Source organism: Mucilaginibacter sp. P1_A3 (genome assembly GCF_056406855.1).
Genome location: NZ_JBFTZJ010000011.1, coordinates 261,278 through 287,037, shown reverse-complemented (window position 1 = coordinate 287,037; position 25,760 = coordinate 261,278). Strand labels below are relative to the sequence as shown.

Genomic DNA, 25,760 nt, shown 5'->3' with positions numbered 1-25,760 from the left:
GAGCCCCCTAACCCCCTAAAGGGGGAATTTTTTTGTTATAATTAGATATTGTTACGCGGGTTTTGTGCCGCGTATTTCTTTTAATTTCATTGTCATGCGCTCCGCGTCATTTTCTACCCATTCGGTATACTCATCTATCGCCAACAAGCGCAACTCATCATCAATATAGCCTTCTTCAACCATTTGTTTTGACATGGCAACTTTTGCCCAGATGCCTGCTTTATTGACGAAGTTCGGCTGGCCTTTTTTATAAACCTCATCCGCATCAAGTGAAACAATGCCCGTAAAACCGGCCTCTTCAAAATAACCGGGCAAATCCTCGGCTATATGATTGTTCATGCCGGCATCACCCCGCCATCTTAAAAAAGTAGCATAAAACCGCAGCATGCTTGGCGGCGGTTGTGGCTGCCATTCCAGCGCCTCGTGGTTATAATCTAATATAGATACTATTCCGCCTGGTTTCAGCAACGAGTACATTTTTTTCAATGCTTCAACAGGGTTGTTTAGCCATTGTAAAACTCTGGCGGCCACAATCAGGTCGAACTTTTCTTCCGGCTCATAGGCAAACAAATCGGTATAAATCAGCTCCAGGTTTTTAACATCAGCATAAGTTTCCTTACCGCTTTGGATAAAATACTCGGTGTTATCAATACCCGTTACATGACCGGCAGAACCAACCTTAGCAGCTATATCCTTAGAAATAGCACCCGTACCACAACCCACATCCAAAACCCGGAGGCCAGGAGTGAGGAGGGGCGATAACGTTGCGTAATCAGCCTCCAGGCTTCGCTCGTCAAATAACTTAGCGGTGCCTTTTCCTTCTCTGTGGATTGTTTTGTTCATTAGTTCACTTAGTTCATTGGTTCAGTGGTTCATTAGTTCATTAGTTCATTGGTCCTGGCAGTGGGCATGATTTCTGACCTTTCGCCTTTCACCTTTGGCCTTTTACCTTACTTCTGATCTTCAAATTCGGCTATCAATTCTTTTTTGCTCAGGATGTAGTCGATATCATCATAGCCGTTGGTCATACAGGCTTTTTTGTAGGGGTTAACCTCAAAGGTTTCCTGTTCGCCGGTTGCTACAATTTTAATAAACTGATCAACCAGATCAATCTCAACCACGGCATGCTCATCGGCATAAACCGCATCAAAGATCTTCTTTAAAAAGTCATCGCTTACCTGTACCGGCAGCAAGCCGTTGTTTAGGACGTTGCCTTTAAAAATATCGGCAAAAAAGCTGCTTACTACGGCATCAAAGCCATAATCGGCAATGGCCCAGGCAGCATGCTCGCGACTACTGCCGCAACCAAAGTTTTTACCTGCAACCAGTATTTTACCGCTGTAATTTGGATTGTTGAGTACGAAATCCTGTTTAGGGTTGTCGTCGCCGTCAAAACGCCAGTCGCGGAATAAGTTATTGCCAAAACCATCGCGGGTAGTGGCTTTCAAAAACCGGGCAGGAATGATCTGGTCCGTATCGATATTCTCGATAGGCAAAGGCACCACGCTGGTTTGGATATGTTTGAATATTTTGGTACTCATGATATTTGTTTTTTTCTGAACCGGAATTTGTCGAATTTTTGGAATTACACGAATTTTAGAATTTATTGAATTAGAATTTTAAAACTCTTATTCATTCTTTAATTCGTTTAATTTCGTTTCAGACAGTATCTGGAATGTATTTTTTATTCAGTAGTCTTTTAAATTGCAGGCTCTTACTTCCAAAATTTATAAGTAATCCTATTTTAATATTATAAGCTTCAAGATAGTTAATGCCTTGTGCAAGGTGAACATCCTCTAAAAGAATAAGGGCTTTCAACTCAACCATTATTTCGCCTTCTACAAAGAAATCAACCCGCCTTGCTCCAATCTGCTCATTTCTGTAAAAGATTGGCATTTCCATCTCTCTTGTAAAAACCAACCCAGCTAAGGCCATCTCTATCTCTAATGCCCTTTGATAGATCACCTCTTGAAAGCCATTGCCTAAAGAAGAATGGACCCGCATTGCACATCCAATGATTCTGCTGCTGCAATCTTTAAATTCTTCAGGCGTCTTTTTAAAGGTGTCCATTTATCATTTTATTTTTCTGAACCTGAATTTGTTGAATTACCTGAATTTTAGAATTCTCGAAGCGATGTTTTAAAATTCTGTTAATTCAACAAATTCGTTTAATTCCGGTTCAGACTTATGCTAATTCTGATTCAGACAAAAATTCCCTTATATCCGTCACCTTACCTGTAATTGCAGAAGCAGCTGCGGTTAGCGGGCTTGCCAGGAAAGTGCGTGAGTTTGGTCCCTGCCTGCCTTCGAAGTTACGGTTGGAGGTTGATACGCAGTATTTGCCTGCGGGGATCTTATCCTCGTTCATGCCTAAACATGCGCTGCAGCCTGGTTCACGCAGAGGGAAACCTGCTTCACCTAATATCTTATCGAGACCTTCGCGGATGGCTTGTTCCTGCACTTGTTTGGAGCCGGGAACTACCCATGCTACTACGTTATCTGCCTTGTGTTTGCCTTTTACAAACTCTGCAACCTGGCGTAAATCTTCTATACGCGAGTTGGTGCAGCTGCCGATGAAAACGTAATCAATAGGCTTACCTAATAATAGTTCGTCATCATGCAAACCCATGTAGTCAAGGGCTTTTTTGTACGATCCCTGCTCTTTTGCCTCAAACGAAGCAGTTTCGGGAACGTGTTGTGTTATGCCAATACCCATACCCGGATTTGTTCCGTACGTGATCATTGGCTCAATATCTTCGGCATTAAAGGATAATACTTCATCAAAAGCTGCATCAGCATCTGAGTATAAAGTTTTCCAGTAAGCTACTGCTTTATCCCACTCTTCGCCCTTTGGAGCAAATTCGCGGCCTTTTACATATTCAATAGTTGTTTCATCGGGAGCAATCAAACCACAGCGGGCACCCATTTCGATGCTCATGTTACAGATGGTCATGCGGCCTTCCATACTTAACGCGCGGATGGTATCGCCTGCATATTCCACAGCATAACCCGTACCGCCTGCGGCAGAGATCTTTGCAATGATGTACAGGATAATGTCTTTAGCGCCAACACCGTTATGCAGTTTGCCGTTAACTTCAATCTTCATGCGTTTTGGGCGCGATTGCAGTAAACACTGTGTAGCCATTACCTGCTCCACCTGTGAGGTGCCTATACCAAATGCTATGGCACCAAAAGCGCCGTGTGTTGAGGTATGGCTATCGCCGCAAACATAAGTGCCTCCGGGACGGGTGATACCCAGCTCGGGCCCTATAACGTGTACGATACCCTGGAAAGGGTGTCCTAATCCATATAGCTCGATACCAAATTCTGCACAGTTTTTGGTGAGCATATCAACCTGGTAGCGGGAAAGTTCTTCTTTAATGGGGAGGTGCTGATCAATTGTAGGAACGTTATGATCGGCAGTGGCCACTGTTTGTTTGGGCCTGAAAACCGGTAAGCCTCTTGTACGCAAACCATCAAATGCCTGCGGACTGGTTACCTCGTGAATAAAGTGTGTGTCGATGTATAAAATATCAGGAAAACCCTCGTTGCTACTGACGACGTGCGCATCCCAAATTTTATCAAATAATGTTTGTCCCATGGTTTTATAGTATCAAGTAGTTAGTATCAAGTATCAAGTACCTGACAGCGGGCGGCCAGCTTGATTTTTGATACTGCATTGGTATTTATAACAAGTAGTTAGTACCACCAGCAAGTCAAAAAAATCTTGCTACTTGATACTAACTACTTGATACTTTTTATTAAGCTTCTACAACCTGGTTTTCAGGGCGTAAGCTACGTACAGTTTTACCTGCCTGCCATAATTCGCTTTCGCGTAATTCTTTTAATTCCGCGTCTAATTTTTCGCGGTAATCAGGCTGGCTGTTTAAGTCGATTGAACGTTGTGATTCAACACCTGTTGCAACGCTTTTGTATAATTCTTCAAATACCGGTTTAGTGGCATCACGGAATTTTTTCCACCAATCCAAAGCACCACGTTGTGCTGTAGTTGAGCAATTGGCATACATCCAGTCCATACCATTTTCTGCAACTAAAGGCATTAATGATTGGGTTAACTCTTCAACAGTTTCGTTAAAGGCTTCAGATGGAGAGTGACCATTGGTGCGCAATACTTCGTACTGAGCAGCAAAAATACCCTGGATACAACCCATTAGCGTACCACGTTCGCCGGTTAAATCACTGAATACTTCTTTTTTGAAGTTGGTTTCGAATAAATAACCGCTACCTACAGCGATACCTAATGAAATAACACGATCAAATGCTTTACCTGTTGCATCCTGGAAGATTGCATAGCTTGAATTTAAGCCACGGCCTTGCAGAAACATACGGCGTAATGATGTACCAGAACCTTTAGGGGCAACCAAAAATACGTCAACATCAGCCGGTGGAATGATACCTGTTTGCTCGTTAAAAGTAATACCAAACCCGTGAGAGAAGTATAACGCTTTACCCGGAGTAAGGTGTTTTTTAACAGTTGGCCATAAGGCAATCTGTGCTGCATCACTTAATAAGTAGCAAATTACTGTTCCTCTTTCTAAAGCTTCTTCAATTTCAAAAAGGGTTTCGCCCGGTACAAAGCCATCACTTACAGCTTTATCCCAAGTTTTGGTGCCTTTACGCTGACCAACAATTACATTAATGCCATTGTCTTTTTGGTTTAACGCCTGACCCGGACCTTGAACGCCATAGCCAATTACTGCTACAACTTCGTCTTTTAGTACTTCCTGAGCTTTTGATAAAGGGAACTCATCGCGGGTAACCACATTTTCTTCGGTACCGCCGAAATTTAATTTTGCCATTGTTTTATTGTTTGTTTTTGATGATTTCACTGATTTTAAATGATCTCACCGATTTTTGATTTTATAATTAATTTAAGTTTTCTAATTTGTTTTAAACCCTGGAGAACACCTGCATATCCGCTCTGTAAAGTTCGGGATTGCTTCGTTCCTCGCAATGACGTTTTGGGCGACCGGCCTTTTACCTTTCAGCTTTAGCCTTTCACCTCTCACTTACATCGTAAATACTTTTTGTCCCTGGTTTAAATATTCGTTTTCGATAACGTCTTCGCCCGGTTCAAGGCGCTCAAACTCGCGCAATTTACGGTTAAATCCATCACTATCTTTAATAATTGCAACACGTGCGCTACGTACAAATTCTATCAGGCCGTAAGGCTGTAGTATGCTGATCAGGTTATCGGTTTCCTCGCGGTGACCGGTAGTTTCAAACACCGTGTAATCCTTACGAATCACTACCGCGCGGGCGCCGTTCTCGCGCAATAAACGCTCAACGCTTACCTTTTCGGCAATAACATCTGTTGATACTTTATATAACGCCATTTCTTGCCAAATCACATCTTCGTTGGTATGATAATAGCATTTTAATACCTCTACCTGTTTCTCAATCTGGCGCGTTAACTTGCGTACCACATCTTCCGATTCGGTTATCACAATATTAAAGCGGTGAATGCTCTCTATCTCCGAAGGAGAAGTATTCAAGCTATCTATATTGATTTTACGACGGGTAAATATAATGGCTATCCGGTTCAATAAACCAATCTGGTTTTCGGTATAAACCGTGATGTTAAATTCCTGTTTTTCTATATCCTGGGTCATGATTTCTTTTTTTTAAGTTCCCCCTTCAGGGGGTTAGGGGGCCTATTTTAACCTGATCTCGCTTACACTGCATCCTTGTGGCACCATCGGGAACACGTTGTTCTCTTTGGTAACCATTACTTCCAAAAGGAATGATCCTTTGTTGTTTAGCATTTCATTTAATGCCGATGGAAGATCCTTACGGTCGTTGATCACTCTACCGGGGATGCGGTATGCTGCTGCCAGCGCCACAAAATCAGGGCTTTGGATATCAACGAACGAATATCGGCGAGAGTTAAACAGCTCCTGCCATTGCCTCACCATACCCAGGAAACGATTGTTCAGGATAATGATCTTTACATCAATGCCGCATTGCATAATAGTACCCAGTTCCTGGCAGGTCATTTGAAAACCGCCGTCGCCGATGATAGCCACAACTGTACGGTCCTGAGCGCCAAATTTAGCACCAATGGCAGCTGGCAGGGCAAAGCCCATAGTACCTAAACCACCGCTGGTAACATTGCTGCGGGTATTGTTGAATTGAGCATAGCGGCAGGCCACCATTTGGTGCTGGCCTACATCGGTAACTATTACCGCTTCGCCTTTTGTAATTTCGTTTAGTTGTTTAATAACCTCGCCCATTGTCATTTCTAATGAGGTTGGGTTTAATTCGGGCTCAATTACCTGCTCAACTTCCTGGCGGGTATATTCATTGAATTTGGCCAGCCATTCGGTATGTTGTTTTTGCTGGATAGCGGCTGTAAGCAAGGGTAAAGTTTCTTTACAATCGCCCCAAACAGGTACGGTTGATTTTACGTTCTTGTCTATCTCGGCCGGGTCAATATCCAAGTGGATCACTTTAGCCTGTTTAGCATATTTATCTAAACGACCAGTTACACGATCATCAAAACGCATACCGATAGCTATCAATACATCACATTCGTTGGTTAATACGTTAGGGCCGTAGTTACCATGCATGCCCAGCATGCCCACGTTTAGCGGATGACTTGTTGGGATAGCACCGGCGCCTAAAACTGTCCACGCTGCAGGGATACCACTTTTTTCAACAAAAGCTTTAAATTCCTGCTCGGCGCTGCCTAAAATAACGCCTTGTCCAAAAAGAATAAATGGTTTTTTGGCTTCGTTAATTAACGCGGCAGCTTCCTGTATATATTGCGGGCGAACTATAGGTTTTGGCCTGTAGCTGCGGATATGGTTGCAAGGTGTATACCCTTTATAGTTAAATAACTGGATCTGCGCGTTCTTTGTAATGTCGATCAATACTGGTCCGGGGCGACCGCTTTTGGCTATGTAGAAAGCCTTGGCAATAACTTCAGGGATCTCATTGGCATCAGTTACCTGGTAGTTCCATTTGGTTACCGGGGTTGTAATATTGATCACGTCTGTTTCCTGGAAGGCATCGGTACCCAAAAGATGCGCGAAAACCTGCCCGGTGATACATACCAATGGTGTACTGTCAATTTGCGCATCGGCCAAACCGGTTACCAGGTTAGTAGCACCCGGACCGCTTGTAGCAAACACAACACCTACTTTGCCAGATGAGCGTGCATAGCCCTGCCCAGCATGGATGCCACCCTGCTCATGGCGAACCAGGATATGATTCAGCTTTTCTTTGTAATCAAACAAAGCATCGTAGATGGGCATAATTGCGCCACCCGGATAGCCGAAGATGGTATCAACACCTTCAACAATCAATGCCTCCAATAATGCTACCGACCCTGAAACTTCAACTATTGGTGCTTTCTCAGATTCTCCTGCGATTTCACCGATTTCCTGAACTATTGTTTGCGTCTCCATTTTTATCTTGATTTCACCGGTGATTTTTGATTTCACCGATTGTTCCTTTATCTTTTTTCTATTAATCCTTGTTCCTTAATCCTCTTAAGGCATTTCATCTGTTACGCAACCTTCAGCAGCAGAGCTTACAGTTTTGGCGTAACGGTATAATAAGCCTTTGGTTGCTTTTAAAGCGGGCTGTTTCCAGGCGGCTTTACGTGCTGCCATTTCTTCGTCTGTTAATATCACATTGATGGTATTGCTTGTTGCATCAATAATGATCTTATCATCGTCGTTAATTAAACCTATGGCGCCCCCGTCAAAAGCTTCAGGGGTGATGTGGCCTACCACAAAACCGTGCGTACCGCCGCTAAACCGTCCGTCGGTAATTAATGCTACAGAGCTACCTAAACCTGCACCAAAAATGGCCGATGTTGGCTTAAGCATTTCGGGCATACCCGGTGCGCCTTTAGGGCCTACGTTGCGGATAACCACCACATCACCTTTTTTGACTCGGCCGCTTTGTATGCCATGTATCAGTTCAAACTCACCATCAAATACGCGGGCAGGGCCTTCAAAATGAGTGCCTTCTTTACCGCTGATCTTGGCTACACTACCACCCTCGGCAATGTTGCCATACAATATCTGTAAGTGACCGGTAGCTTTTACAGGGCTTTCAACCGGCCATATAATCTTTTGAGCATCAAAATCAAGCTCAGGAACTTCGGCTAAGTTTTCGGCAATGGTTTTACCGGTAACGGTAAGGCAATCGCCATGCAGCCAGCCTTGTTTAAGGCAATATTTCATTACGGCAGGTACGCCGCCAACATTATGCAGGTCTTCCATCATGTATTTACCGCTTGGCTTCATATCGGCCAATACTGGGATACGGTTGCTGATGGTTTGGAAATCATCCTGGGTTACCTTAACATCAACACTTTTAGCCATCGCTATCAGGTGCAGTACCGCGTTGGTTGATCCGCCCAGTACCATAATTACCACTATGGCATTTTCAAATGCCTGGCGGGTCATGATGTCTGATGGTTTAATGTCTTTCTCTAATAATATTTTGATAGCCTTGCCTGCTGCCAGGCATTCGGCTTTTTTATCTTCGCTTAATGCGGGGTTTGATGATGAGTAAGGCAAACTCATGCCCAAAGCCTCAATAGCGGCAGCCATAGTGTTGGCCGTATAAACGCCGCCACATGCACCCGCGCTTGGGCAGGCATTTTTAATGATACCCATAAAATCAACATCCTCAATGGTGCCGGCCATTCTTTTACCTAAAGCCTCAAATGCCGATACAATGTTCAGATCTTCACCTTTCCAGTGACCGGGTTTAATAGTACCGCCGTAAACCATGATAGACGGGCGGTTTAAACGACCCATTGCCATGATGGAACCCGGCATGTTTTTATCACAACCAGGCAAAGTAATCAAGCCATCATAATACTGAGCACCGGTAACAGCCTCGATAGAATCGGCAATGATATCGCGGCTCACTAAGGAGTAGCGCATGCCTTCGGTACCGTTGCTCATACCATCACTTACACCTATGGTGTGGAATATCAAACCTACCATATCCTCATCCCAGATACCTTGTTTAACCAGTTTGGCCAAGTCATTCAGGTGCATGTTGCAGGTATTGCCATCGTAGCCCATACTTGCCACACCAACCTGAGCTTTGCGCATGTCATCGTCTGTTAAACCGATGCCATAAAGCATAGCCTGCGCGGCCGGCTGTGTTGGATCCTGGGTGAAAGTTTTGCTATACTTATTCAATTCTATAGCCGCTGTGGTATCTGATGATGAACTCATTTTATTTTTTAGATAGACTAACTTTGTAAATTATTCTGGTTGTTGATCAGGTTTATGTGATTACGCGAATCAATAAACGTAAGGTAGATATAGCAACCGCGAATAACAATAGTTAAGATTTATTTTTTCAAAAAGTATATTATATTGTATATTGATTATTAGTCAATATAAAGTTACGTTAATTTATGTTTATTCAATATATAAATTTTCATAAAATAGACCAAAGTTCAAAACGGTATTCGGTACGTGTTTTATGCATGCATAGTAAGTTGTCGATTTTCTTCCTGAAATGGGGTAGATGACAGGAAAAGTTGTTTAGATATGCAGGTGAATGTATAGTTGTCCTGGTGGCAATTTGCACATCTGGAATATGAATTCTAAACGACCCATTCTAAATTTACCTATCATAAATAAACCCAGTATCATAATGGCCAGTTGTACTCGAATCAGATGCAGGAAGCTTGGTTAAAGAAACGTTGTCGATGGTGGCTTCGTTAATTTCAAAACCTCCTGGTTGCGATAAATATTTAAAATCTATTAACAACTTATGAGTTTCTAAAACATTGTTTTTTTTAAATTGGATCATAAATTTTTTAACGCCTTTGCTACATGCGTCAAACAAGTATTTTGAAGTAAAATTGCAGGTGGGCAGGTATGTAGCATAGCCCGAATCGGCAACACTTTCTGCAATGGTCCAGGGCCGTATCTTAACAACTATTTGTTGATTACTAATACTATCCGTATAATAAACAGATAATTGTTCATTATCAACAGTTGCAATTTTGAAAGAAATTAAATGGTCTGGTAATGCTTCTTTTGCACCATCACCTTTTTTACAAGCGCATATAAAAGGAATTAATGTTAAAATTAAAATTATCTTTTTCATCATTTAATTATTTGAAGTTGGTGTCCCGGAGCCTGTCCATATATTTATTACTTCTGGCTGGTTTTGTAAAAAATGGTCTCCCTCCTCGATCCTGTTTTGTGCAGGGATCCAAGTTTCTGGAAATAAATAAAATATAAAGTTTCTTTTCATGTGATTGGTTTGGTTCCGACAATTCTAATAATATTATCACAATAAATACCGATATTAAAAAACGATCAAAAAAAAAACGTCCGGGTGTTATACCCGGACGTTTTTTCTGAAAAATAAGGGTATAGTTTATTTATGCAGAATTCCTTCGGCTAAAATAATGACCTTATTGTTTAGTACTTCAACAACACCACCTTTAATATAAAACACTTCTTCTTTAGCAGCACTGCCGCCACGAACGGTTAATTTACCATCCTGTAAAGTTGAAATGATAGGGGCGTGGTGATTTAATATTTCAAATAATCCCAAAGTACCAGGAACGGTTACCGATGTGGCTTCGCCCTCGTAGATCTTTTTATCGGGAGTAAGAATTTCTAAAGTCATGTTTTGTTAGATTCAAGAATCAAGAATCAAGAGTTAAGACTTTTTCTCTTCTCTTGATTCTTGACTCTTATGTCTTGATTCTATTAGTTATTAGCTTCTGCTAATAATTTTTTACCTTTTTCAATGGCATCTTCAATGCTTCCAACTAAGTTGAATGCACCTTCTGGGTACTCATCAACTTCGCCATCCATGATCATGTTGAAACCTTTAATGGTTTCTTTAATGTCAACCAATACACCTTTTAAACCGGTGAACTGCTCAGCAACGTGGAACGGCTGTGAAAGGAAACGCTGAACACGACGCGCACGTGATACAACCAATTTATCTTCTTCAGATAACTCGTCCATACCTAAAATCGCGATGATATCCTGAAGCTCTTTGTAACGTTGTAAAGTTTCTTTAACACGTTGAGCTGTATTGTAGTGCTCATCACCTAAAATAGCTGGGCTAAGAATACGTGATGTAGAATCCAAAGGATCCACAGCAGGATAAATACCTAACTCGGCAATTTTACGGGATAATACAGTTGTAGCATCTAAGTGGGCAAATGTTGTTGCCGGTGCAGGGTCAGTTAAATCATCCGCAGGTACGTAAACGGCTTGTACAGATGTAATTGAACCACGTTTGGTTGAAGTAATACGCTCTTGCATGGTACCCATCTCAGTTGCCAGTGTTGGCTGGTAACCTACTGCAGATGGCATACGACCTAATAACGCTGATACTTCAGAACCTGCTTGTGTAAAGCGGAAAATGTTATCGATAAAGAAAAGGATATCGCGACCTTTACCATCCTCATCACCATCACGGAAATACTCAGCAATAGTTAAACCTGATAAGGCCACACGTGCACGTGCACCAGGAGGCTCGTTCATCTGTCCGAAAACAAATGTCGCTTTGGAATCCTTCATAGCTTCTTTGTCTATTTTAGACAAATCCCAGCCACCTTCTTCCATTGAATGCATAAATGCATCACCATATTTTATAATGCCTGCTTCAAGCATCTCACGTAAAAGGTCATTACCTTCACGTGTACGCTCGCCAACACCCGCAAATACCGAAAGACCGGCATAAGCTTTCGCGATGTTGTTGATCAGCTCTTGAATTAATACTGTTTTACCTACACCAGCACCACCAAACAAACCGATTTTACCACCTTTTACATAAGGCTCCAGTAAGTCGATAACTTTGATTCCTGTAAACAATACTTCAGTTTCGGTAGATAGATCTTCGAAACGCGGAGGAGTATTGTGGATAGGGCGGCCATTGGTTTTATCAAGGTTTGGTATACCATCGATAGCATCGCCTACTACGTTAAATACACGGCCTTTAATGTTTTCGCCAACCGGCATTTTAATAGCCGATTCCAGATCCACAACCGGCATGCCACGCAGCAATCCGTCTGTTGAATCCATCGCAATCGCACGTACACGATCCTCGCCTAAATGCTGTTGAACTTCTAAAATGATTTTTTGGCCATTATCTTTCGTGATCTCTAACGCATCATAAATTCTGGGAAGATGAGCGTCATCAGCGAAACTTACGTCAACTACCGGACCGATGATCCGTGATATTTTTCCAATGTTTGGCATATATAACCTGGTGTTTTTAAAAATTTTCCTTTTTAATAGTTCCTACGTAAAAATATAAGATGCTATTTCAGAGGCGCAAAGTTATGATTTCTATCCAAATATTTAAATACCAAAAGCAACATTTTTGCACGATAATTTCTGCCCGCTTAAATTATTGTTCCAGATGCTCAAAATTGAGTATAATTTTGCCAATATGAGTACTGCTCTCCATCAGCTCATGAGCTTTGCTGGCGTCGGCAGCCGCGAAAACGGCGTGGATAACCGGCTTAATATCACCACATGCCAACAATGGCCAGATAGTTTCTTTTAAGTTTTGGGCTATTTTTCCTTTAAATTCCACTTCTCTTGAACGCAGCATCGAGCCGGTAATTACCAGTCGTTTCCTCATCACCTGGGCCAGGTCAACCTGTACATTGTTGCCATTCATGGTATTGATTAGTACCAGTCTGCCTTCAATTGCAAGCGATTTAATGTTCCCTTCAGTATAATTGCCGCCTATCATATCCAGGATTACATCAACTCCTTTCCCATCCGTCATTTCCATAATCACATCGGCAAAGTTTTCTGTTTTATAGTTGATGGCTTTCACAGCGCCCAAAGTTTCGCAAAAACGGCATTTATCATCAGATCCGGCTGTTACATAAACTTTGTGCCCTAGCGTTTGTGCCATTTGTATGGCAGCTACGCCAATGCCGCTTGAGCCACCATGAACCAGCAATGTTTCTTTTCTTTTTAAGGCGGCCCTATCAAACACATTACTCCAAACGGTAAAGAAGGTTTCTGGCAGGGAAGCCGCTTCATCAAAGGAAAGGCTATCCGGAATTGGCAAGCAATGCGCTTCGGGCGCGCTACAGTATTCGGCATAGCCGCCACCCATTACCAGAGCGCAAACCTTATCGCCAACCATTAAGTGGGTTACTGTTGCGCCAATTGCAACTACAATACCGGCAATTTCCAACCCGGGAATATCCTGCGGCGCACCTGCAGGTGGAGGGTAATTACCTTTGCGCTGAGAAACATCAGGGCGGTTTACGCCTGCCGCCATCACCTGTATAAGTACTTCATTATCGCTATAGGCAGGTTTGGGCCTTTCGACTATTTGCAGAACAGAAGGTCCGCCGGGCTTGGTTATAATTACTGCTTTCATAGTAAAAATGATATGCGGCAAAGGTAACCTAAATTAAAAACTCCAATACCCCAACCCCAAAATCTTAGATTTTTGACTAATAGATTACTCATTTTTCAAACTATCTACCGGGTTGCTCATGGCAGCCTTGAATGACTGGGTGCTTATGGTAATAAAGGCGATAACAAGAGCACCCAGGCCCGAAAGTACAAATACCCACCCTTGAATGTTTTGCCGGTAGGCAAAGCCCTGCAGCCATTGGTGCATACTTAGCCAGGCCAGCGGGGCTGCAATAACAAAAGAGATGAGCACCAGTTTTATAAAATCTTTAGATAGCATGGTAACTATGGCCGAGGCGCTTGCTCCCAATACCTTACGGATGCCGATCTCTTTATTGCGCTGCTCGGCAGCGTAGGCAGCCAGGCTAAACAAACCTAAACATGCAATAACAACGGCAAGGGTGGTAAATGTTAAAAATAGCGTTCCGGTGCGTTGCTCGGTGCGATAGGTGGCGTTAAAATCCTGGTCCATAAAGGAGTATTCAAAGTGTTGGTTGGGCGATATGCTGTTCCATTTATGCTCAACCTGTGCCACAAATGCCTTCATATTTGTTGAACTGGTTTTAATGCTTAATGCGCCTTTATCTTCGCTCAGCAGCATCACAACAGGCGTAATATTATCCCGGAGCGAACTGAAGTTAAAATCTTTTACTACACCAATAACATGAAACTCCTTTAAGGCTCCTCCCGTTGGTCGATATAGTTTCTTATCCAGTGGATCGTTTCCATAGCCCAGCATCCGCGCAGCCGTTTCATTAATGATGATGGCAGCCGAATCTGTAGCAAACTGGCTGGAGAATCTCCTTCCTTTTGCCATGCTCATGCCCATGGTGCTTAGGTAATCTTCGTCAATAGGCCATATTTCGGTAAAGAGGGCATTTTTAGGATCAGGAGTTTTATTCCGGAAAACAGCATCGGGCTGCCTTACAACCCCGGTAGGTAAAAAGCCGCTTAATGAAGCGCTTTTAACTCCGGCAACCTGCATTACTTCCTGTTTAAAGGTTTGGGCGTTTTGTAAAACATCAACATTTTTAACAACCAATACCTGGTTACGGTTAAAACCTAAATCCTTATGCTGGATATAGGTTAGCTGATTATAAATCACCAAAGTGCCGATGATCAGAAAAATAGAGATAGCAAACTGGAAAACAACCAGGATGTTGCGGAAATTGCCACCCTTAAAGCCTGTGGCGATTTTACCCTTTAACACTGCAATGGGTTGAAATGCCGACAGGTAAAACGCAGGATATGAACCAGCCAATACGCCCACAACCACAATAATAACCAGTAACGATGGTAGCAGCCACATAAGCGTTTGCGTAGTAATAGCCAGTTGCTTGCCGGCAATTTGATTAAATAAGGGAAGTAATGCCCATGCCGCCACTACAGCAATAATGGCCGCCCCTATGGTTACCAATAAAGATTCGGACAGGAACTGTGTTATCAGGTATTGGCGGGAGGATCCTAATACCTTGCGTACGCCTACTTCTCTTGCGCGGTTGGCCGAGCGGGCGGTAGACATGTTCATGAAATTAATGCAGGCTATCAGCAATACAAATAAGGCGATTGCAGAGAAAATATACACGTAAGATATGCTGCTGTTTGCCCCGAGCTCATACTGGCGGTTTGATTTGAGGTGGATATCGGTAAGCGGCATGATATTCAGCTTAAAGTAATTGCCGCTTTTTTCAAGCCTGTCATAATTTGCTCCAAGCTGTTTTTTCATCAATGCTGGTAATTTGGCTTCCAGCTTTTTAGGATCTGCTCCGGGTTTAAATAAAATGTAGGTGCTGTAACTGAAGTTATTCCAATCGTTGCTTTTGGCATCCTCGCGTGCGGCAAGCGACAGGAAAAAATCAAAATTAAAATGCGACTGATTAGGGATATCGCGCATTACCCCGGTAATTTTATAGCTGGTATTGTTGCTTAGTGTAAGAGTTTTACCCACAGCATGCGTATTGTTAAAATATCTTTTGGCAGTACGCTCGGTAATTACGGCTGTATTGGGTGCCGATAGCGCTGTTTTGGCATCACCTTCAGTCAGTGGTAGAGTAAATACGCCAAAAAGCTCAGAATCGGCGTAAACTACTTTTTCTTCCTGTATATACTCGTCGCCTTTTTTAATTCGCACGCCGGCGTCATGTATCAGCCGGGCGCATTTTTCAACCTCGGGGAAATTAGTAACCAATGTTGCAGCCAGGGGTGGGGGAGTAATAGCAAATGAAGCTACATTCCCGCCATATTTAAGATCCATATTTACACGGTATATCCTGTCGGCTTTAGTATTAAACCTATCGTAACTTAATTCATCAACCACATAAAATACAATAAGCAGGCAGGTTGCCAGTCCTAATGCTAAGCCTAATATATTTATGGCCGTGAACCCTTTGTTTTTTAAAAGACTGCGGAATGCGGTTTTGATAAAGTTTTTAAACATGGTATCTAATTTAATAAGGCTCGTGATCAACAGGCAAGAGTTTGCAGCCAGGGGGCGCATTTTCTGCATTACTAAGCTATGTAATGCTTTGTAAAACTGTTTGTTAAATAAAGTTAAAACTACCAGAGGGTTTATGCTGACTACAGAAGGATTATATAAATTGACATTTCAATTATGAGCACGATTAGTAACTGCGGTTCAAATACAATTTATTTGCAATAAAAAAACAATATGTCATTACAAACCGGCCAGGCGGCACCACAATTTACATTAGTATCATCATCATTACAAAGTTCATCACTGGCCGATTTTAAGGGCCGTAAAGTTGTATTGCACTTTTTTCCGTTTGCATTTACAGGTGTTTGCACCACGCAGCTATGTACCATGCGCGATAGTTTTGGCTATTATGATGGTTTAAATGCCACCATATTAGGGATTTCTGTTGATTCGCCTTTTACACTGGCTAAGTTTAAGGAAGAGAATAACTATCAGTTTGATCTGCTGTCGGATTTTAACAAGGAAGTATCAACTGCTTACGGTGCTATCTACAGCAATTTTGTAATGGGATTAAAAGGTGTATCAAAGCGTGCTGCTTTTGTAATTGATGAAGAGCAAAATATCATTTACGCAGAGGTTTTGGAAGTAGCTACAGATTTGCCAAATTTTGAAGCAATTGCAGCTATAGTTAAATAAAGGCATTTAATTTATATAAGGTGGCCAAACATAAAATTTGGCCGGCCTTTTTTATGCGGTTATTTAATTTTTTTAAAAGGTATAAAAACAATTAAGTAATTCATACACAATATAAATGGATCGATATCAATAATGGTGAAGCATGAAATTGTGTATTTTTTTGAAAAAAAATGTGATAGATTGAAAAGTAATTCTATCTTTGCATTCCATTTCAAAAAGCACGGAAATAAGGAAGCTTCCTATTTTGTGTGAATAGATGAAATAATGCACTTGTAGCTCAATTGGATAGAGCACCTGACTACGGATCAGGAGGTTAGGGGTTCGACTCCCTTCAAGTGCACCCTTAACGTTAAGCCTTTCTGTGTTGTACCGAAAGGCTTTTAATTTATTACGAGCATGCTAAACCTGGTATTGTTTGGTCCTCCCGGAGCCGGGAAAGGGACTCAGTCACAAAAGCTTATTGAAAAACATGGTTTAATCCATTTATCAACAGGGGATCTTTTACGTGGCGAAATTGCGCAGGGAACAGCACTTGGGTTAGAGGCTAAAAAGCTGATGGATGAAGGGGTGCTGGTTCCTGATGAGGTAGTTATAGGTATGATCAGTAATAAGCTGGATGCCAATAAAGATGCAAAGGGATTTATTTTTGATGGTTTCCCGCGTACAGTTGCGCAGGCCGAAGCCCTGGATAATCTTTTGATCAGTAAAGGTGAAGCCATATCTGGAATGATAGCGCTTGAAGTGGACGATGATGAGCTTGAACAGCGTTTATTGCTGCGGGGTAAAGATTCTGGCAGACCAGATGATGCTAACCCAGAGGTGATACGCAAGCGTATTAAAGAATATAATGATAAAACGGCACCTGTGGCCGGGTTTTATAAAAACCAGGATAAATTTAAAAGCGTTTACGGTATCGGCTCTATCGACCATATTTTTGGCCAGATAGGTGAAGTTATCGAAGCGTATTAAGAAGTCGGGAAAGTAATAAGTCAGTAAAGTCCGAAAGTTAAGAGTGTTAAAAATCTTAAACTTCGGACTTTACTGACTTTCGGACTTTCCCTGCAAAAAAAATAAAAGTTATGTCGCAAGGTTCCAATTTTGTTGATTATGTGAAGATCTGTTGCCGTAGTGGCCACGGAGGGGCGGGTTCTGCGCATTTACACCGTGATATATTAACTTCAAAGGGCGGTCCGGATGGCGGCGACGGTGGTCGTGGCGGTCATGTGATTGTTAAAGGTAATGCCCAGTTATGGACAATGCTGCACCTTAAATACCGCAAGCACGTAATTGCCGGTGACGGCGATTCTGGTGGTAGTTCACTAAGAAGCGGTAAAACCGGTAGGGATGAAATACTGGAAGTGCCTTTAGGTACCACCATTAAAAATGCCGAAACCGGGGAAATTATCTTTGAGATAACCCAGGATGGTGAAACCAAAATATTAACTCCGGGTGGTCGTGGTGGCTTAGGTAACTGGCATTTTAAAACACCAACACAACAAACCCCCCGCTTTGCCCAACCTGGCGAAGATGGTAAAGAGGACTGGAATGTACTTGAACTAAAAATACTGGCCGATGTTGGTTTGGTAGGCTTCCCCAATGCAGGTAAATCAACCCTGCTTTCGGTAGTGTCTGCTGCTAAGCCCGAGATTGCCGATTATGCCTTTACCACATTGGTGCCTAACCTGGGTATAGTATCTTATCGTGATAACCGTTCATTTGTAATGGCCGATATTCCGGGAATTATTGAAGGTGCTTCACAAGGGAAAGGTTTGGGATTTAGATTTTTGAGGCATATCGAACGTAACTCTGTATTGTTGTTTATGGTACCTGCCGATACTACCCGCACCATTAAAGAGGAATACGAAATATTATTGAACGAGTTGCAGGAGTATAACGCCGAACTGATGCATAAGCCCCGCGTTTTGGCGGTTACCAAAATGGATTTGCTTGACGAGGAATTGCAGGCAGAAATGCAGCACGAATTACCCACCGGGATTCCTTCCATATTCATATCATCGGTAGCACAAAAAAATCTTATGGGTTTAAAGGATCTCCTTTGGGCCGAGATAAATAAATAAACTTATCAGCCATCAAGGCGGTAGCTTTTCACCCTGTACAGTCTGCGAATAGATCCTTCGTTCCTGGCAAAAAAAATACTTTTGTCATCCTGGAACGTAGTGAAGGATCTATTCTTCGACATGCTTCTTCGCCCTGTACAGTCTGCGAATAGATCCTTCGGTCCTCGTAAAAAAGTACTTTTTGTCATCCTGAACGTAGTGAAGGATCTATTCTTCGACATGCTTCTTCGCCCTGTACAGTCTGCGAATAGATCCTTCGTTCCTCAGGATGACAGACTTTTTAAAAGGCCGACAAGCTTTCAAAAAAGTCATTTCTTCTTCAAGTTTCTAGAAACTTTATAACTCCCCATGAGTATGAACTCGGAAACAGCCCCAATATGCAATTTTAAACAAGTGTGGAATAAATTCCCTTAACCGGGGATATATGCCCCGAGCGCTATGTTTTATTGCTATTGTAAATTATTGGACAATGTAGTTTAATAGGCCTGATTATGGTTCTACAGGCCGATTGGGATTAATGGTAAGGTTTATGTATCTATATTAAATCCAATGTTATTTTATTAACAAGATATGGTTGCTATGTGGGGCAGTAGTGTAGGTAATAAAAGGGTAAAGCAGGTTCAAAGCCTGCGGATTGAAGTTAAAAGCGATGCGGAAATGCGTTAATATATTTAATTTCAAATTAAACCTTTATTAAGATAATTACGTACAAAGTCCAGGCTAATGAAATCGAACTGATCTAAATACCAAATATGATTGAAATTTTACATTCGTATCATTTTATTTACAACGTTTTAATAGTAGCTTTTTCAACGTTGATCACCTTGTTATCCATTCCATCCATTTTACACGTTGCGCGCTCAAGGCACCTTTATGATGATGTGGGTCATTTCAGGAAACAGCATGATCATGGTATACCGCGTTTAGGTGGGGTGGCTATTTTTGTAAGTTTTACCATTACCATTTTATTATTTAGCATAATTGATAAGGCCTTGCCTATTAGTTACCTGCTTTTGGCTTGCATCATTCTTTTTACAATGGGGCTAAAAGATGATCTTTCTGGAGTAAATTCAAGTACAAAATTTTTTATTCAGTTTGTGGTAGCAGCTATATTGGTGTTATTGGGAGATATTCGCCTAACCAGTATGTACGGCGTATTCGGTATTTTTGAGCTGCCATATATCCCAAGTGCTATATTCTCCATACTGCTTATTATGCTCATCGTTAACTCCTTTAATTTGATTGATGGTATTGATGGTTTGGCGGCAGCTACCGGTATTATAGTAAACGGTGCTTTTGCCCTGTTATTTATGTATATCCATCAATATGAGCTGGCAGCTATTTCGTTGGCTATGGTGGGTGCTGTTATTGGTTTTTTAAAGTATAATATTACACCGGCCAAAATATTTATGGGCGATACCGGCGCATTGTTAATAGGCCTTGTATCGGCGGTTATGGCAATTAAATTTATCGAGGTGAGTAAAATTACCGGTGTTGGTATACCTGTAATAAGCTTTGGCCCAGCCTTAACAATGGCTGTGTTGGTAGGCCCTGTTTTTGATACTTTAAGAATGTTTACGCTAAGGATTGCTAGCGGCAAATCGCCATTTGAGGCTGATAGAAACCACATGCATCACCGTGTTTTAAGGCTGGGTCTTAATCATTTGCAAACTACCCTATGCTTATCGGTAATTAATTTATTATCAATAAGCATGGTGTTTATATTTAGTAACCTGAGTAACTCCCTGTTAATAGTTATCATATTGTTAATTTCGGTTGTATCCAACTGGGTGATAACTTTTTGCTTGCGATCAAAAGAGCGCGAAAGCCGGGCTTTACGCAATTTTTTGGCTTAAAATAAGCTTTATACAATATTACCTTTAGTAGTTTTAGCGTCACTAAATTTCAGTTACTGGTAAATAGCCATTCTTCTTCATTAACTTTGTTGCCTTTATAAAATAATGATGAAGATCGCCATAAATGGATTCGGCCGTATAGGTCGTATATTTTTAAGGAATATATTATCCCACACAGAAGTACAGGTTGTAGCAATTAATGATCTGACAGATACCCAAACGCTTGCGCATTTATTTAAATATGATTCTGTTCACCGGGGCTATAAAGGCCAGGTAAGTTTTGATGCCGATAACTTAATCATCAATGGGGAAAAAATAAAGGTACTTGCCGAACGTGACCCGCTGTCCCTGCCCTGGAAAGATCTTGATATTGATTTGGTGATTGAAGCTACCGGGAAGTTTACCTCAAAGCAAGGAGCACAATTGCATTTAACAGCCGGAGCTAAACAGGTGATCATATCGGCCCCATCAACAGATAAGAGTGTACCCACAGTAGTACTGGCCGTTAATGACGGGCTGGTTGATCTTACATCTCCCATATTATCAAATGCATCCTGCACCACTAATAACGTGGCTGCTATGGTTAAGATTCTTGACGAAAACTGGGGTATTATTGATGGCTATATCACAACCGTGCATTCTATGACCGGTGATCAAAATCTTCACGATGCACCGCATAAGGATTTGAGGCGTGCGCGTGCTGCATCGGCTTCTATCATCCCAACAACTACGGGTGCTGCAAAAGCCATTACGGCCATATTTCCTCACCTGGAAGGCCGCCTTGGTGGTGCTGGTATCCGGGTACCGGTGCTTAATGGCTCCTTAACAGATTTTACCTGCAGCCTTAAAAAGCAGCCCACTATTGACGAAATTAATCTGGCATTTAAACAGGCCGCCTATGGCCCGATGAAAAATGTACTGGAATATACCGAAGATCCTATAGTATCAACCGATATACTCGATAATCCGCATAGCTGCATTTTTGATGCGCAGCTTACTTCAATAGTTGGCGGGCTGGTAAAGGTGGTTGGTTGGTATGATAATGAAATGGGCTACAGCAGCCGCCTTGCAGATCTTGTTGTAAAAATAGCAGCGCTAAAAACAGAGGTAGCCTAAATTTTTCATTTTTAGTATCAAAATTTAATGATAAAATTTATTGAGGTTGAGGATCTATTATCTATCCGCAACGATGTATTACGCGAGGGCAGGCTTACATTAGATGAATGCCGTTTCCCAACAGATAAGATTGTTGGCGCTTTCCACTTAGGATATTATAAAAATGATGAACTGGCCTGCATCGCATCATTCCATCCGCAAACTTATGGCGAATTTACCGGTGTAGGTTACCAGCTGCGTGGTATGGCCACTATTGATAAATATCGGGGGCAGGGCCTGGGCAATCAATTGGTAAATTTTGCACTTACTTACCTGCGCGGACAAAAAACAAACTATGTTTGGTGCAACGCGCGCAAAAAGGCGGTTCCTTTTTATCATAATACAGGCTTCGAGATAGTTTCAACAGAGTTTGACGTGCCTGGAATTGGGCCCCATTATGTGATGTATGTTAAATTAAAATGAAGTTTTAGCCAAAAAAGGACTCCTTTTTTACTTTTTCATTAAGAATTTAGAATAAAATGCTGAATTTGCAGCCCTCATACATAATGACCCATATAATCATATGAAAACTGTAGATCAAATTAGTTTCGCAGGCAAAAAAGCCCTAATCAGGGTTGATTTTAATGTGCCTTTGGATAAAGACTATAACATTACCGATGATAACCGGATGACCGCCGCGTTACCAACCATAAAAAAAATATTAAAAGATGGTGGCCGGGTGATCCTGATGTCGCACCTGGGCAGACCAAAAAATGGTCCAACAGATGAATTTTCATTAAAACATGTAGTAGCTCATCTGTCAGATTTGTTGGGTCAGCAGGTTGAATTTGCCGATGATTGCATTGGCGAGCAAGCTGTTGAAAAAGCAAAGAACTTAGGTAATGGCGAAGTGTTGTTATTAGAGAATCTTCGTTTTTACAAGGAAGAAGAAAAAGGCGATGTAGCCTTTGCCGAAAAACTATCAAAATTAGGTGACATATATGTGAACGATGCTTTTGGTACCGCTCACCGTGCACATGCTTCTACAGCTATTATTGCGCAGTTTTTCCCTGATGCCAAATACTTTGGCTACCTGATGGCAGCTGAGTTGGCCAATGCCGAGCGAATACTTAATGATGCTGCAAAACCTTTTACGGCTATCATGGGTGGCTCTAAGGTATCTGATAAAATAGAACTGATTGAGAAGTTATTGGATAAAGTAGATAACCTGATCATTGGTGGCGGTATGGCTTATACCTTTGCAAAAGCAGATGGTGGTAGTATAGGTACCTCACTGGTAGAGGCTGATAAGCTTGACCTGGCAACCAGCCTGGTGCAAAAAGCTAAAGACAAAGGTGTAAAGCTTTATTTGCCATTAGATAACGTAATTGCCGATGCTTTTTCAAATGACGCCAAAACCGGCGTTGCCAAAACCGGCCAAATTCCGGATGGTTGGATGGGATTGGATATTGGCCCCGAAACAGTAGCAATATTTAGCAAGGTGGTTGAAGAATCAAAAACCATTTTATGGAATGGCCCTATGGGCGTATTTGAAATGGAAACATTTTTGGTAGGTACCAAAGCCATTGCCGAGGCAGTAGTAAAAGCAACCGAAAACGGAGCATTTTCATTAATTGGCGGTGGCGATTCGGCAGCAGCAGTTGCTAAATTCAACCTTACCGAAGAGGTAAGCTACGTATCAACAGGTGGTGGTGCATTACTGGAATACATGGAAGGTAAAGAACTTCCGGGTGTGAAAGCTATTAACGAATAATATTTTTAGCAATATAAAAATGAAAAGTTCAGCCCTAAACGGCTGGACTTTTCGTATTTAAAAGAAAAATAAAATGATTGGTTTGCAGATCAGGGATTTTAAGGAAGATGACCGTCATGCGCTTCGGGATATTTATCTTTTAAGTCGCAGGGATACCTTTACCTGGTTTGATACTTCGGAATATGCCTTAACCGATTTTGACAAGGATACCGAAGACGAACAGATCCTGGTGGCCGACTATGGTGGCGCAGTAATTGGCTTTATATCCTGTTGGTTGCCCGATAATTTTATCCATCACTTGTTTGTTCACCCGGCTTATGTAAAGGAAGGAGCTGGCAAACTGTTGTTAAACGCCGCCATTGCAATGCTCAACAAACCCGTTACCCTTAAGTGTTTAATCCGCAATGAAAATGCAATTGCTTTTTACCGCTCGCAAGGCTGGCAAATAGAGGAAAAAGGAGATGGGAAGCCCGGCGAGTATTTTTTGATGAGCTACCAGTAAATTATATTTCACAGAGACTTTTTGTTATATCCGCAGGCTATTATAGACAGCGATTTTTTTTTAGTTGTAAAATTATCCTAACTTGACTTTTATAAGGCGTTTTGGGATTGGTTAAAAAGCTAAATTGTGGTGAATATAAATTCAAATGGAACTGACGGGCATACTTATGATGCAATAGTAATTGGATCGGGCATAAGCGGTGGATGGGCAGCAAAAGAATTATGTGATCAGGGCTTAAAAACCCTCGTGCTTGAACGTGGGCGAAATGTTACTCATTTAAAAGATTATCCAACGGCAACAAAAGATCCTTGGGATTTTCCGCATCGTGGGCATTTGCCATTGACCGTGAAAACGGAAAACCCAATAGCCGAAAAATGTTACGCCTTTTCCGAAGCTACAAGCCATTTTTTTGTTAAAGATAAAGAACATCCCTACGTACAGGAAAAACCTTTCGATTGGATTCGTGGATATCAGGTTGGCGGCAAATCGTTGCTATGGGCCCGGCAGACCCAACGCTGGAGTAAATTTGATTTTGAGGGGCCTGCCAGGGATGGTTTTGCTGTTGATTGGCCAATCAGGTATGATGACATTGCTCCGTGGTATAGTCACGTAGAAGCTTTTGCAGGAATCGCAGGCAATAAGGATGGTTTGGAAACATTACCCGATGGTGATTTTTTACCGCCCTGGGAAATGAATGTGGTTGAAAAAACGATACAAAAAAGAATAATGGCTGCTTATCATGATCGCCATGTGGTGATTGGGAGATGCGCCCATTTAACTAAACCTAAAGGTATTCACCTGCAACAAGGCAGGGGGCAATGCCAAGCCCGTAGTTTATGTGATCGGGGCTGCCCGTTTGGCGGTTATTTTAGTTCAAATTCATCAACATTACCTTGGGCTGCAAAAACAGGGAATCTCACACTTAGGCCAGATTCTGTTGTACATTCCATTATTTATGATGAAAAAAAAGGTAAGGCAGCAGGGGTAAAGGTAATAGATGCGCATACCAAAAAAGTAACGGAATATTATGCTAAGATCATATTTGTAAATGCAGCCACATTAAATACCAACCTTATTTTACTCAACTCAACATCATCCAGGTTTCCCCAGGGATTGGGGAATGACAACGGACTGCTTGGTAAATACATCGCTTTTCATAATTACCGGGGATCGTTATCTGCAAGTATGGATGGTTACCTGGATAGCTATTATTACGGCAGGCGGCCTACAGCTGTTATGATGCCTAATTTCAGGAACGTATACAAACAAGAAACAGACTTTTTACGCGGGTACATGACTTTCTATACGGCAACCCGTGCAGGCTGGGGCCATCAAACCGACGCTGAACAGGTGGGAGCTAATTTTAAAGATAGTATTGCCGAAGCGGGAAACTGGGGGATTTATATGATGATGCAGGGTGAAACTATCCCGAAGGTAGAAAATATGGTGAGCCTCAATCATGACCAAAAGGATGAGTGGGGTATGCCGTTATTGTCATTTTCGGTAGATTATGACGATAATGATCTGAAATTGCTGAATGATTTTTTGCAACAAGGTGCCGAAATGCTGGATAAAGCTGGGTGTAAAAACATCACCACAAATGATAGTAAACAGGCTCCCGGGCTGGATATTCACGAGGTGGGTGGTGTACGCATGGGGAAAGATCCTAAAACATCGCTTTTAAATAATTGGAATCAGCTGCATAGCTGCCCTAATGTTTTTGTTACCGATGGCGCTTGTATGACATCTACCGGAACTCAAAATCCTTCATTAACATTTATGGCTTTAACAGCCAGGGCAGCAAATTATGCCGCCAATGAGCTAAAGAAGGGAGCGCTATAATTATTAATAATCCCCCAAAATTTATAAACGCAAAAGGGACTTTTCAAATAGTGTAACAACTACCC

At 41.9% G+C, this 25,760-nt stretch carries 22 protein-coding genes and 1 tRNA gene; 10 read left to right on the top strand and 13 right to left on the bottom strand.

Going from position 1 to position 25,760, the window contains the following annotated elements; genetic code table 11:
* Nucleotides 1-51: 51 nt before the first annotated feature.
* From AC1D0K_RS23905 to AC1D0K_RS23845, 13 genes are all read right to left on the bottom strand, one after another.
* A complete protein-coding gene (locus AC1D0K_RS23905) occupies nt 52-843 on the bottom strand; it encodes a class I SAM-dependent methyltransferase (protein WP_477398277.1) in 792 nt (263 codons plus the stop codon).
* Nucleotides 844-950: 107 nt separating this feature from the next.
* Complete coding sequence (gene leuD / locus AC1D0K_RS23900) at nt 951-1,541, bottom strand: 3-isopropylmalate dehydratase small subunit (protein WP_477398279.1); 591 nt, start codon at nt 1,539-1,541, stop codon at nt 951-953.
* Between the two features lie 118 nt (nt 1,542-1,659).
* Nucleotides 1,660-2,070 carry a GxxExxY protein gene (locus AC1D0K_RS23895; RefSeq protein ID WP_477398281.1) on the bottom strand — a complete coding sequence of 137 codons (411 nt, stop codon included), beginning with the start codon at nt 2,068-2,070 and terminating at the stop codon, nt 1,660-1,662.
* Between the two features lie 115 nt (nt 2,071-2,185).
* A complete protein-coding gene (gene leuC / locus AC1D0K_RS23890; protein ID WP_477398283.1) occupies nt 2,186-3,601 on the bottom strand; it encodes a 3-isopropylmalate dehydratase large subunit in 1,416 nt (471 codons plus the stop codon).
* 160 nt (nt 3,602-3,761) lie between these two features.
* Nucleotides 3,762-4,820 carry a ketol-acid reductoisomerase gene (ilvC, locus tag AC1D0K_RS23885; protein ID WP_295719998.1) on the bottom strand — a complete coding sequence of 353 codons (1,059 nt, stop codon included), beginning with the start codon at nt 4,818-4,820 and terminating at the stop codon, nt 3,762-3,764.
* 210 nt (nt 4,821-5,030) lie between these two features.
* Nucleotides 5,031-5,633, bottom strand: a complete 603-nt coding sequence (gene ilvN, locus AC1D0K_RS23880) for an acetolactate synthase small subunit (RefSeq protein WP_477398285.1) — start codon at nt 5,631-5,633, stop codon at nt 5,031-5,033.
* A 42-nt stretch (nt 5,634-5,675) separates the two neighbouring features.
* Nucleotides 5,676-7,430: a biosynthetic-type acetolactate synthase large subunit gene (gene ilvB / locus AC1D0K_RS23875; RefSeq protein ID WP_295719994.1), complete on the bottom strand. Its 1,755-nt coding sequence runs from the start codon at nt 7,428-7,430 to the stop codon at nt 5,676-5,678.
* Between the two features lie 84 nt (nt 7,431-7,514).
* Nucleotides 7,515-9,227, bottom strand: coding sequence for a dihydroxy-acid dehydratase (gene ilvD / locus AC1D0K_RS23870; RefSeq protein WP_295719991.1), 1,713 nt, complete (start codon nt 9,225-9,227; stop codon nt 7,515-7,517).
* Between the two features lie 397 nt (nt 9,228-9,624).
* Nucleotides 9,625-10,113 (bottom strand): hypothetical protein, encoded by a 489-nt coding sequence (locus AC1D0K_RS23865; RefSeq protein WP_477397600.1) that lies wholly within the window; start codon nt 10,111-10,113, stop codon nt 9,625-9,627.
* A gap of 276 nt (nt 10,114-10,389) precedes the next feature.
* Nucleotides 10,390-10,644 carry an ATP synthase F1 subunit epsilon gene (gene atpC, locus AC1D0K_RS23860; protein WP_477397602.1) on the bottom strand — a complete coding sequence of 85 codons (255 nt, stop codon included), beginning with the start codon at nt 10,642-10,644 and terminating at the stop codon, nt 10,390-10,392.
* An 83-nt stretch (nt 10,645-10,727) separates the two neighbouring features.
* Entirely contained in the window at nt 10,728-12,233 is a 1,506-nt protein-coding gene (gene atpD / locus AC1D0K_RS23855; RefSeq protein WP_477397604.1) for a F0F1 ATP synthase subunit beta, read from the bottom strand.
* Nucleotides 12,234-12,384: 151 nt separating this feature from the next.
* Complete coding sequence (locus AC1D0K_RS23850; protein WP_477397606.1) at nt 12,385-13,380, bottom strand: NAD(P)H-quinone oxidoreductase; 996 nt, start codon at nt 13,378-13,380, stop codon at nt 12,385-12,387.
* A gap of 84 nt (nt 13,381-13,464) precedes the next feature.
* Nucleotides 13,465-15,855 (bottom strand): ABC transporter permease, encoded by a 2,391-nt coding sequence (locus AC1D0K_RS23845; protein ID WP_477441714.1) that lies wholly within the window; start codon nt 15,853-15,855, stop codon nt 13,465-13,467.
* Between the two features lie 231 nt (nt 15,856-16,086).
* Here AC1D0K_RS23845 and AC1D0K_RS23840 point away from each other — a divergent pair, with 231 nt between their 5' ends.
* The 10 genes from AC1D0K_RS23840 (at nt 16,087) to AC1D0K_RS23795 (ending at nt 25,695) form a co-directional block, all read left to right on the top strand.
* Nucleotides 16,087-16,548: a redoxin domain-containing protein gene (locus tag AC1D0K_RS23840; protein ID WP_477397610.1), complete on the top strand. Its 462-nt coding sequence runs from the start codon at nt 16,087-16,089 to the stop codon at nt 16,546-16,548.
* Nucleotides 16,549-16,814: 266 nt separating this feature from the next.
* Nucleotides 16,815-16,888 (top strand) — tRNA-Arg (locus AC1D0K_RS23835).
* 56 nt (nt 16,889-16,944) lie between these two features.
* Complete coding sequence (locus AC1D0K_RS23830) at nt 16,945-17,517, top strand: adenylate kinase (RefSeq protein WP_477397613.1); 573 nt, start codon at nt 16,945-16,947, stop codon at nt 17,515-17,517.
* Nucleotides 17,518-17,627: 110 nt separating this feature from the next.
* Nucleotides 17,628-18,626 (top strand): GTPase ObgE, encoded by a 999-nt coding sequence (obgE, locus tag AC1D0K_RS23825; RefSeq protein ID WP_477397615.1) that lies wholly within the window; start codon nt 17,628-17,630, stop codon nt 18,624-18,626.
* A gap of 752 nt (nt 18,627-19,378) precedes the next feature.
* A complete protein-coding gene (locus tag AC1D0K_RS23820) occupies nt 19,379-20,482 on the top strand; it encodes an MraY family glycosyltransferase (RefSeq protein ID WP_295721456.1) in 1,104 nt (367 codons plus the stop codon).
* Nucleotides 20,483-20,590: 108 nt separating this feature from the next.
* A complete protein-coding gene (gene gap, locus AC1D0K_RS23815; RefSeq protein ID WP_477397625.1) occupies nt 20,591-21,598 on the top strand; it encodes a type I glyceraldehyde-3-phosphate dehydrogenase in 1,008 nt (335 codons plus the stop codon).
* Nucleotides 21,599-21,625: 27 nt separating this feature from the next.
* Nucleotides 21,626-22,060 carry a GNAT family N-acetyltransferase gene (locus AC1D0K_RS23810; protein ID WP_477397617.1) on the top strand — a complete coding sequence of 145 codons (435 nt, stop codon included), beginning with the start codon at nt 21,626-21,628 and terminating at the stop codon, nt 22,058-22,060.
* 100 nt (nt 22,061-22,160) lie between these two features.
* Nucleotides 22,161-23,351 (top strand): phosphoglycerate kinase, encoded by a 1,191-nt coding sequence (locus AC1D0K_RS23805; RefSeq protein WP_295721460.1) that lies wholly within the window; start codon nt 22,161-22,163, stop codon nt 23,349-23,351.
* A 73-nt stretch (nt 23,352-23,424) separates the two neighbouring features.
* Complete coding sequence (locus AC1D0K_RS23800) at nt 23,425-23,853, top strand: N-acetyltransferase family protein (protein ID WP_477397620.1); 429 nt, start codon at nt 23,425-23,427, stop codon at nt 23,851-23,853.
* A gap of 126 nt (nt 23,854-23,979) precedes the next feature.
* Nucleotides 23,980-25,695 (top strand): GMC oxidoreductase, encoded by a 1,716-nt coding sequence (locus AC1D0K_RS23795; RefSeq protein WP_477397621.1) that lies wholly within the window; start codon nt 23,980-23,982, stop codon nt 25,693-25,695.
* Nucleotides 25,696-25,760 lie beyond the last annotated feature (65 nt).

Bases quoted from the DNA above. Each gene is read 5' to 3' on its own strand.
- AC1D0K_RS23905 (WP_477398277.1), bottom strand. From the start codon at position 843: ATGAACAAAACAATCCACAGAGAAGGAAAAGGCACCGCTAAGTTATTT.
- leuD (WP_477398279.1), bottom strand. From the start codon at position 1,541: ATGAGTACCAAAATATTCAAACATATCCAAACCAGCGTGGTGCCTTTG.
- AC1D0K_RS23895 (WP_477398281.1), bottom strand. From the start codon at position 2,070: ATGGACACCTTTAAAAAGACGCCTGAAGAATTTAAAGATTGCAGCAGC.
- leuC (WP_477398283.1), bottom strand. From the start codon at position 3,601: ATGGGACAAACATTATTTGATAAAATTTGGGATGCGCACGTCGTCAGT.
- ilvC (WP_295719998.1), bottom strand. From the start codon at position 4,820: ATGGCAAAATTAAATTTCGGCGGTACCGAAGAAAATGTGGTTACCCGC.
- ilvN (WP_477398285.1), bottom strand. From the start codon at position 5,633: ATGACCCAGGATATAGAAAAACAGGAATTTAACATCACGGTTTATACC.
- ilvB (WP_295719994.1), bottom strand. From the start codon at position 7,430: ATGGAGACGCAAACAATAGTTCAGGAAATCGGTGAAATCGCAGGAGAA.
- ilvD (WP_295719991.1), bottom strand. From the start codon at position 9,227: ATGAGTTCATCATCAGATACCACAGCGGCTATAGAATTGAATAAGTAT.
- AC1D0K_RS23865 (WP_477397600.1), bottom strand. From the start codon at position 10,113: ATGAAAAAGATAATTTTAATTTTAACATTAATTCCTTTTATATGCGCT.
- atpC (WP_477397602.1), bottom strand. From the start codon at position 10,644: ATGACTTTAGAAATTCTTACTCCCGATAAAAAGATCTACGAGGGCGAA.
- atpD (WP_477397604.1), bottom strand. From the start codon at position 12,233: ATGCCAAACATTGGAAAAATATCACGGATCATCGGTCCGGTAGTTGAC.
- AC1D0K_RS23850 (WP_477397606.1), bottom strand. From the start codon at position 13,380: ATGAAAGCAGTAATTATAACCAAGCCCGGCGGACCTTCTGTTCTGCAA.
- AC1D0K_RS23845 (WP_477441714.1), bottom strand. From the start codon at position 15,855: ATGTTTAAAAACTTTATCAAAACCGCATTCCGCAGTCTTTTAAAAAAC.
- AC1D0K_RS23840 (WP_477397610.1), top strand. From the start codon at position 16,087: ATGTCATTACAAACCGGCCAGGCGGCACCACAATTTACATTAGTATCA.
- AC1D0K_RS23830 (WP_477397613.1), top strand. From the start codon at position 16,945: ATGCTAAACCTGGTATTGTTTGGTCCTCCCGGAGCCGGGAAAGGGACT.
- obgE (WP_477397615.1), top strand. From the start codon at position 17,628: ATGTCGCAAGGTTCCAATTTTGTTGATTATGTGAAGATCTGTTGCCGT.
- AC1D0K_RS23820 (WP_295721456.1), top strand. From the start codon at position 19,379: ATGATTGAAATTTTACATTCGTATCATTTTATTTACAACGTTTTAATA.
- gap (WP_477397625.1), top strand. From the start codon at position 20,591: ATGAAGATCGCCATAAATGGATTCGGCCGTATAGGTCGTATATTTTTA.
- AC1D0K_RS23810 (WP_477397617.1), top strand. From the start codon at position 21,626: ATGATAAAATTTATTGAGGTTGAGGATCTATTATCTATCCGCAACGAT.
- AC1D0K_RS23805 (WP_295721460.1), top strand. From the start codon at position 22,161: ATGAAAACTGTAGATCAAATTAGTTTCGCAGGCAAAAAAGCCCTAATC.
- AC1D0K_RS23800 (WP_477397620.1), top strand. From the start codon at position 23,425: ATGATTGGTTTGCAGATCAGGGATTTTAAGGAAGATGACCGTCATGCG.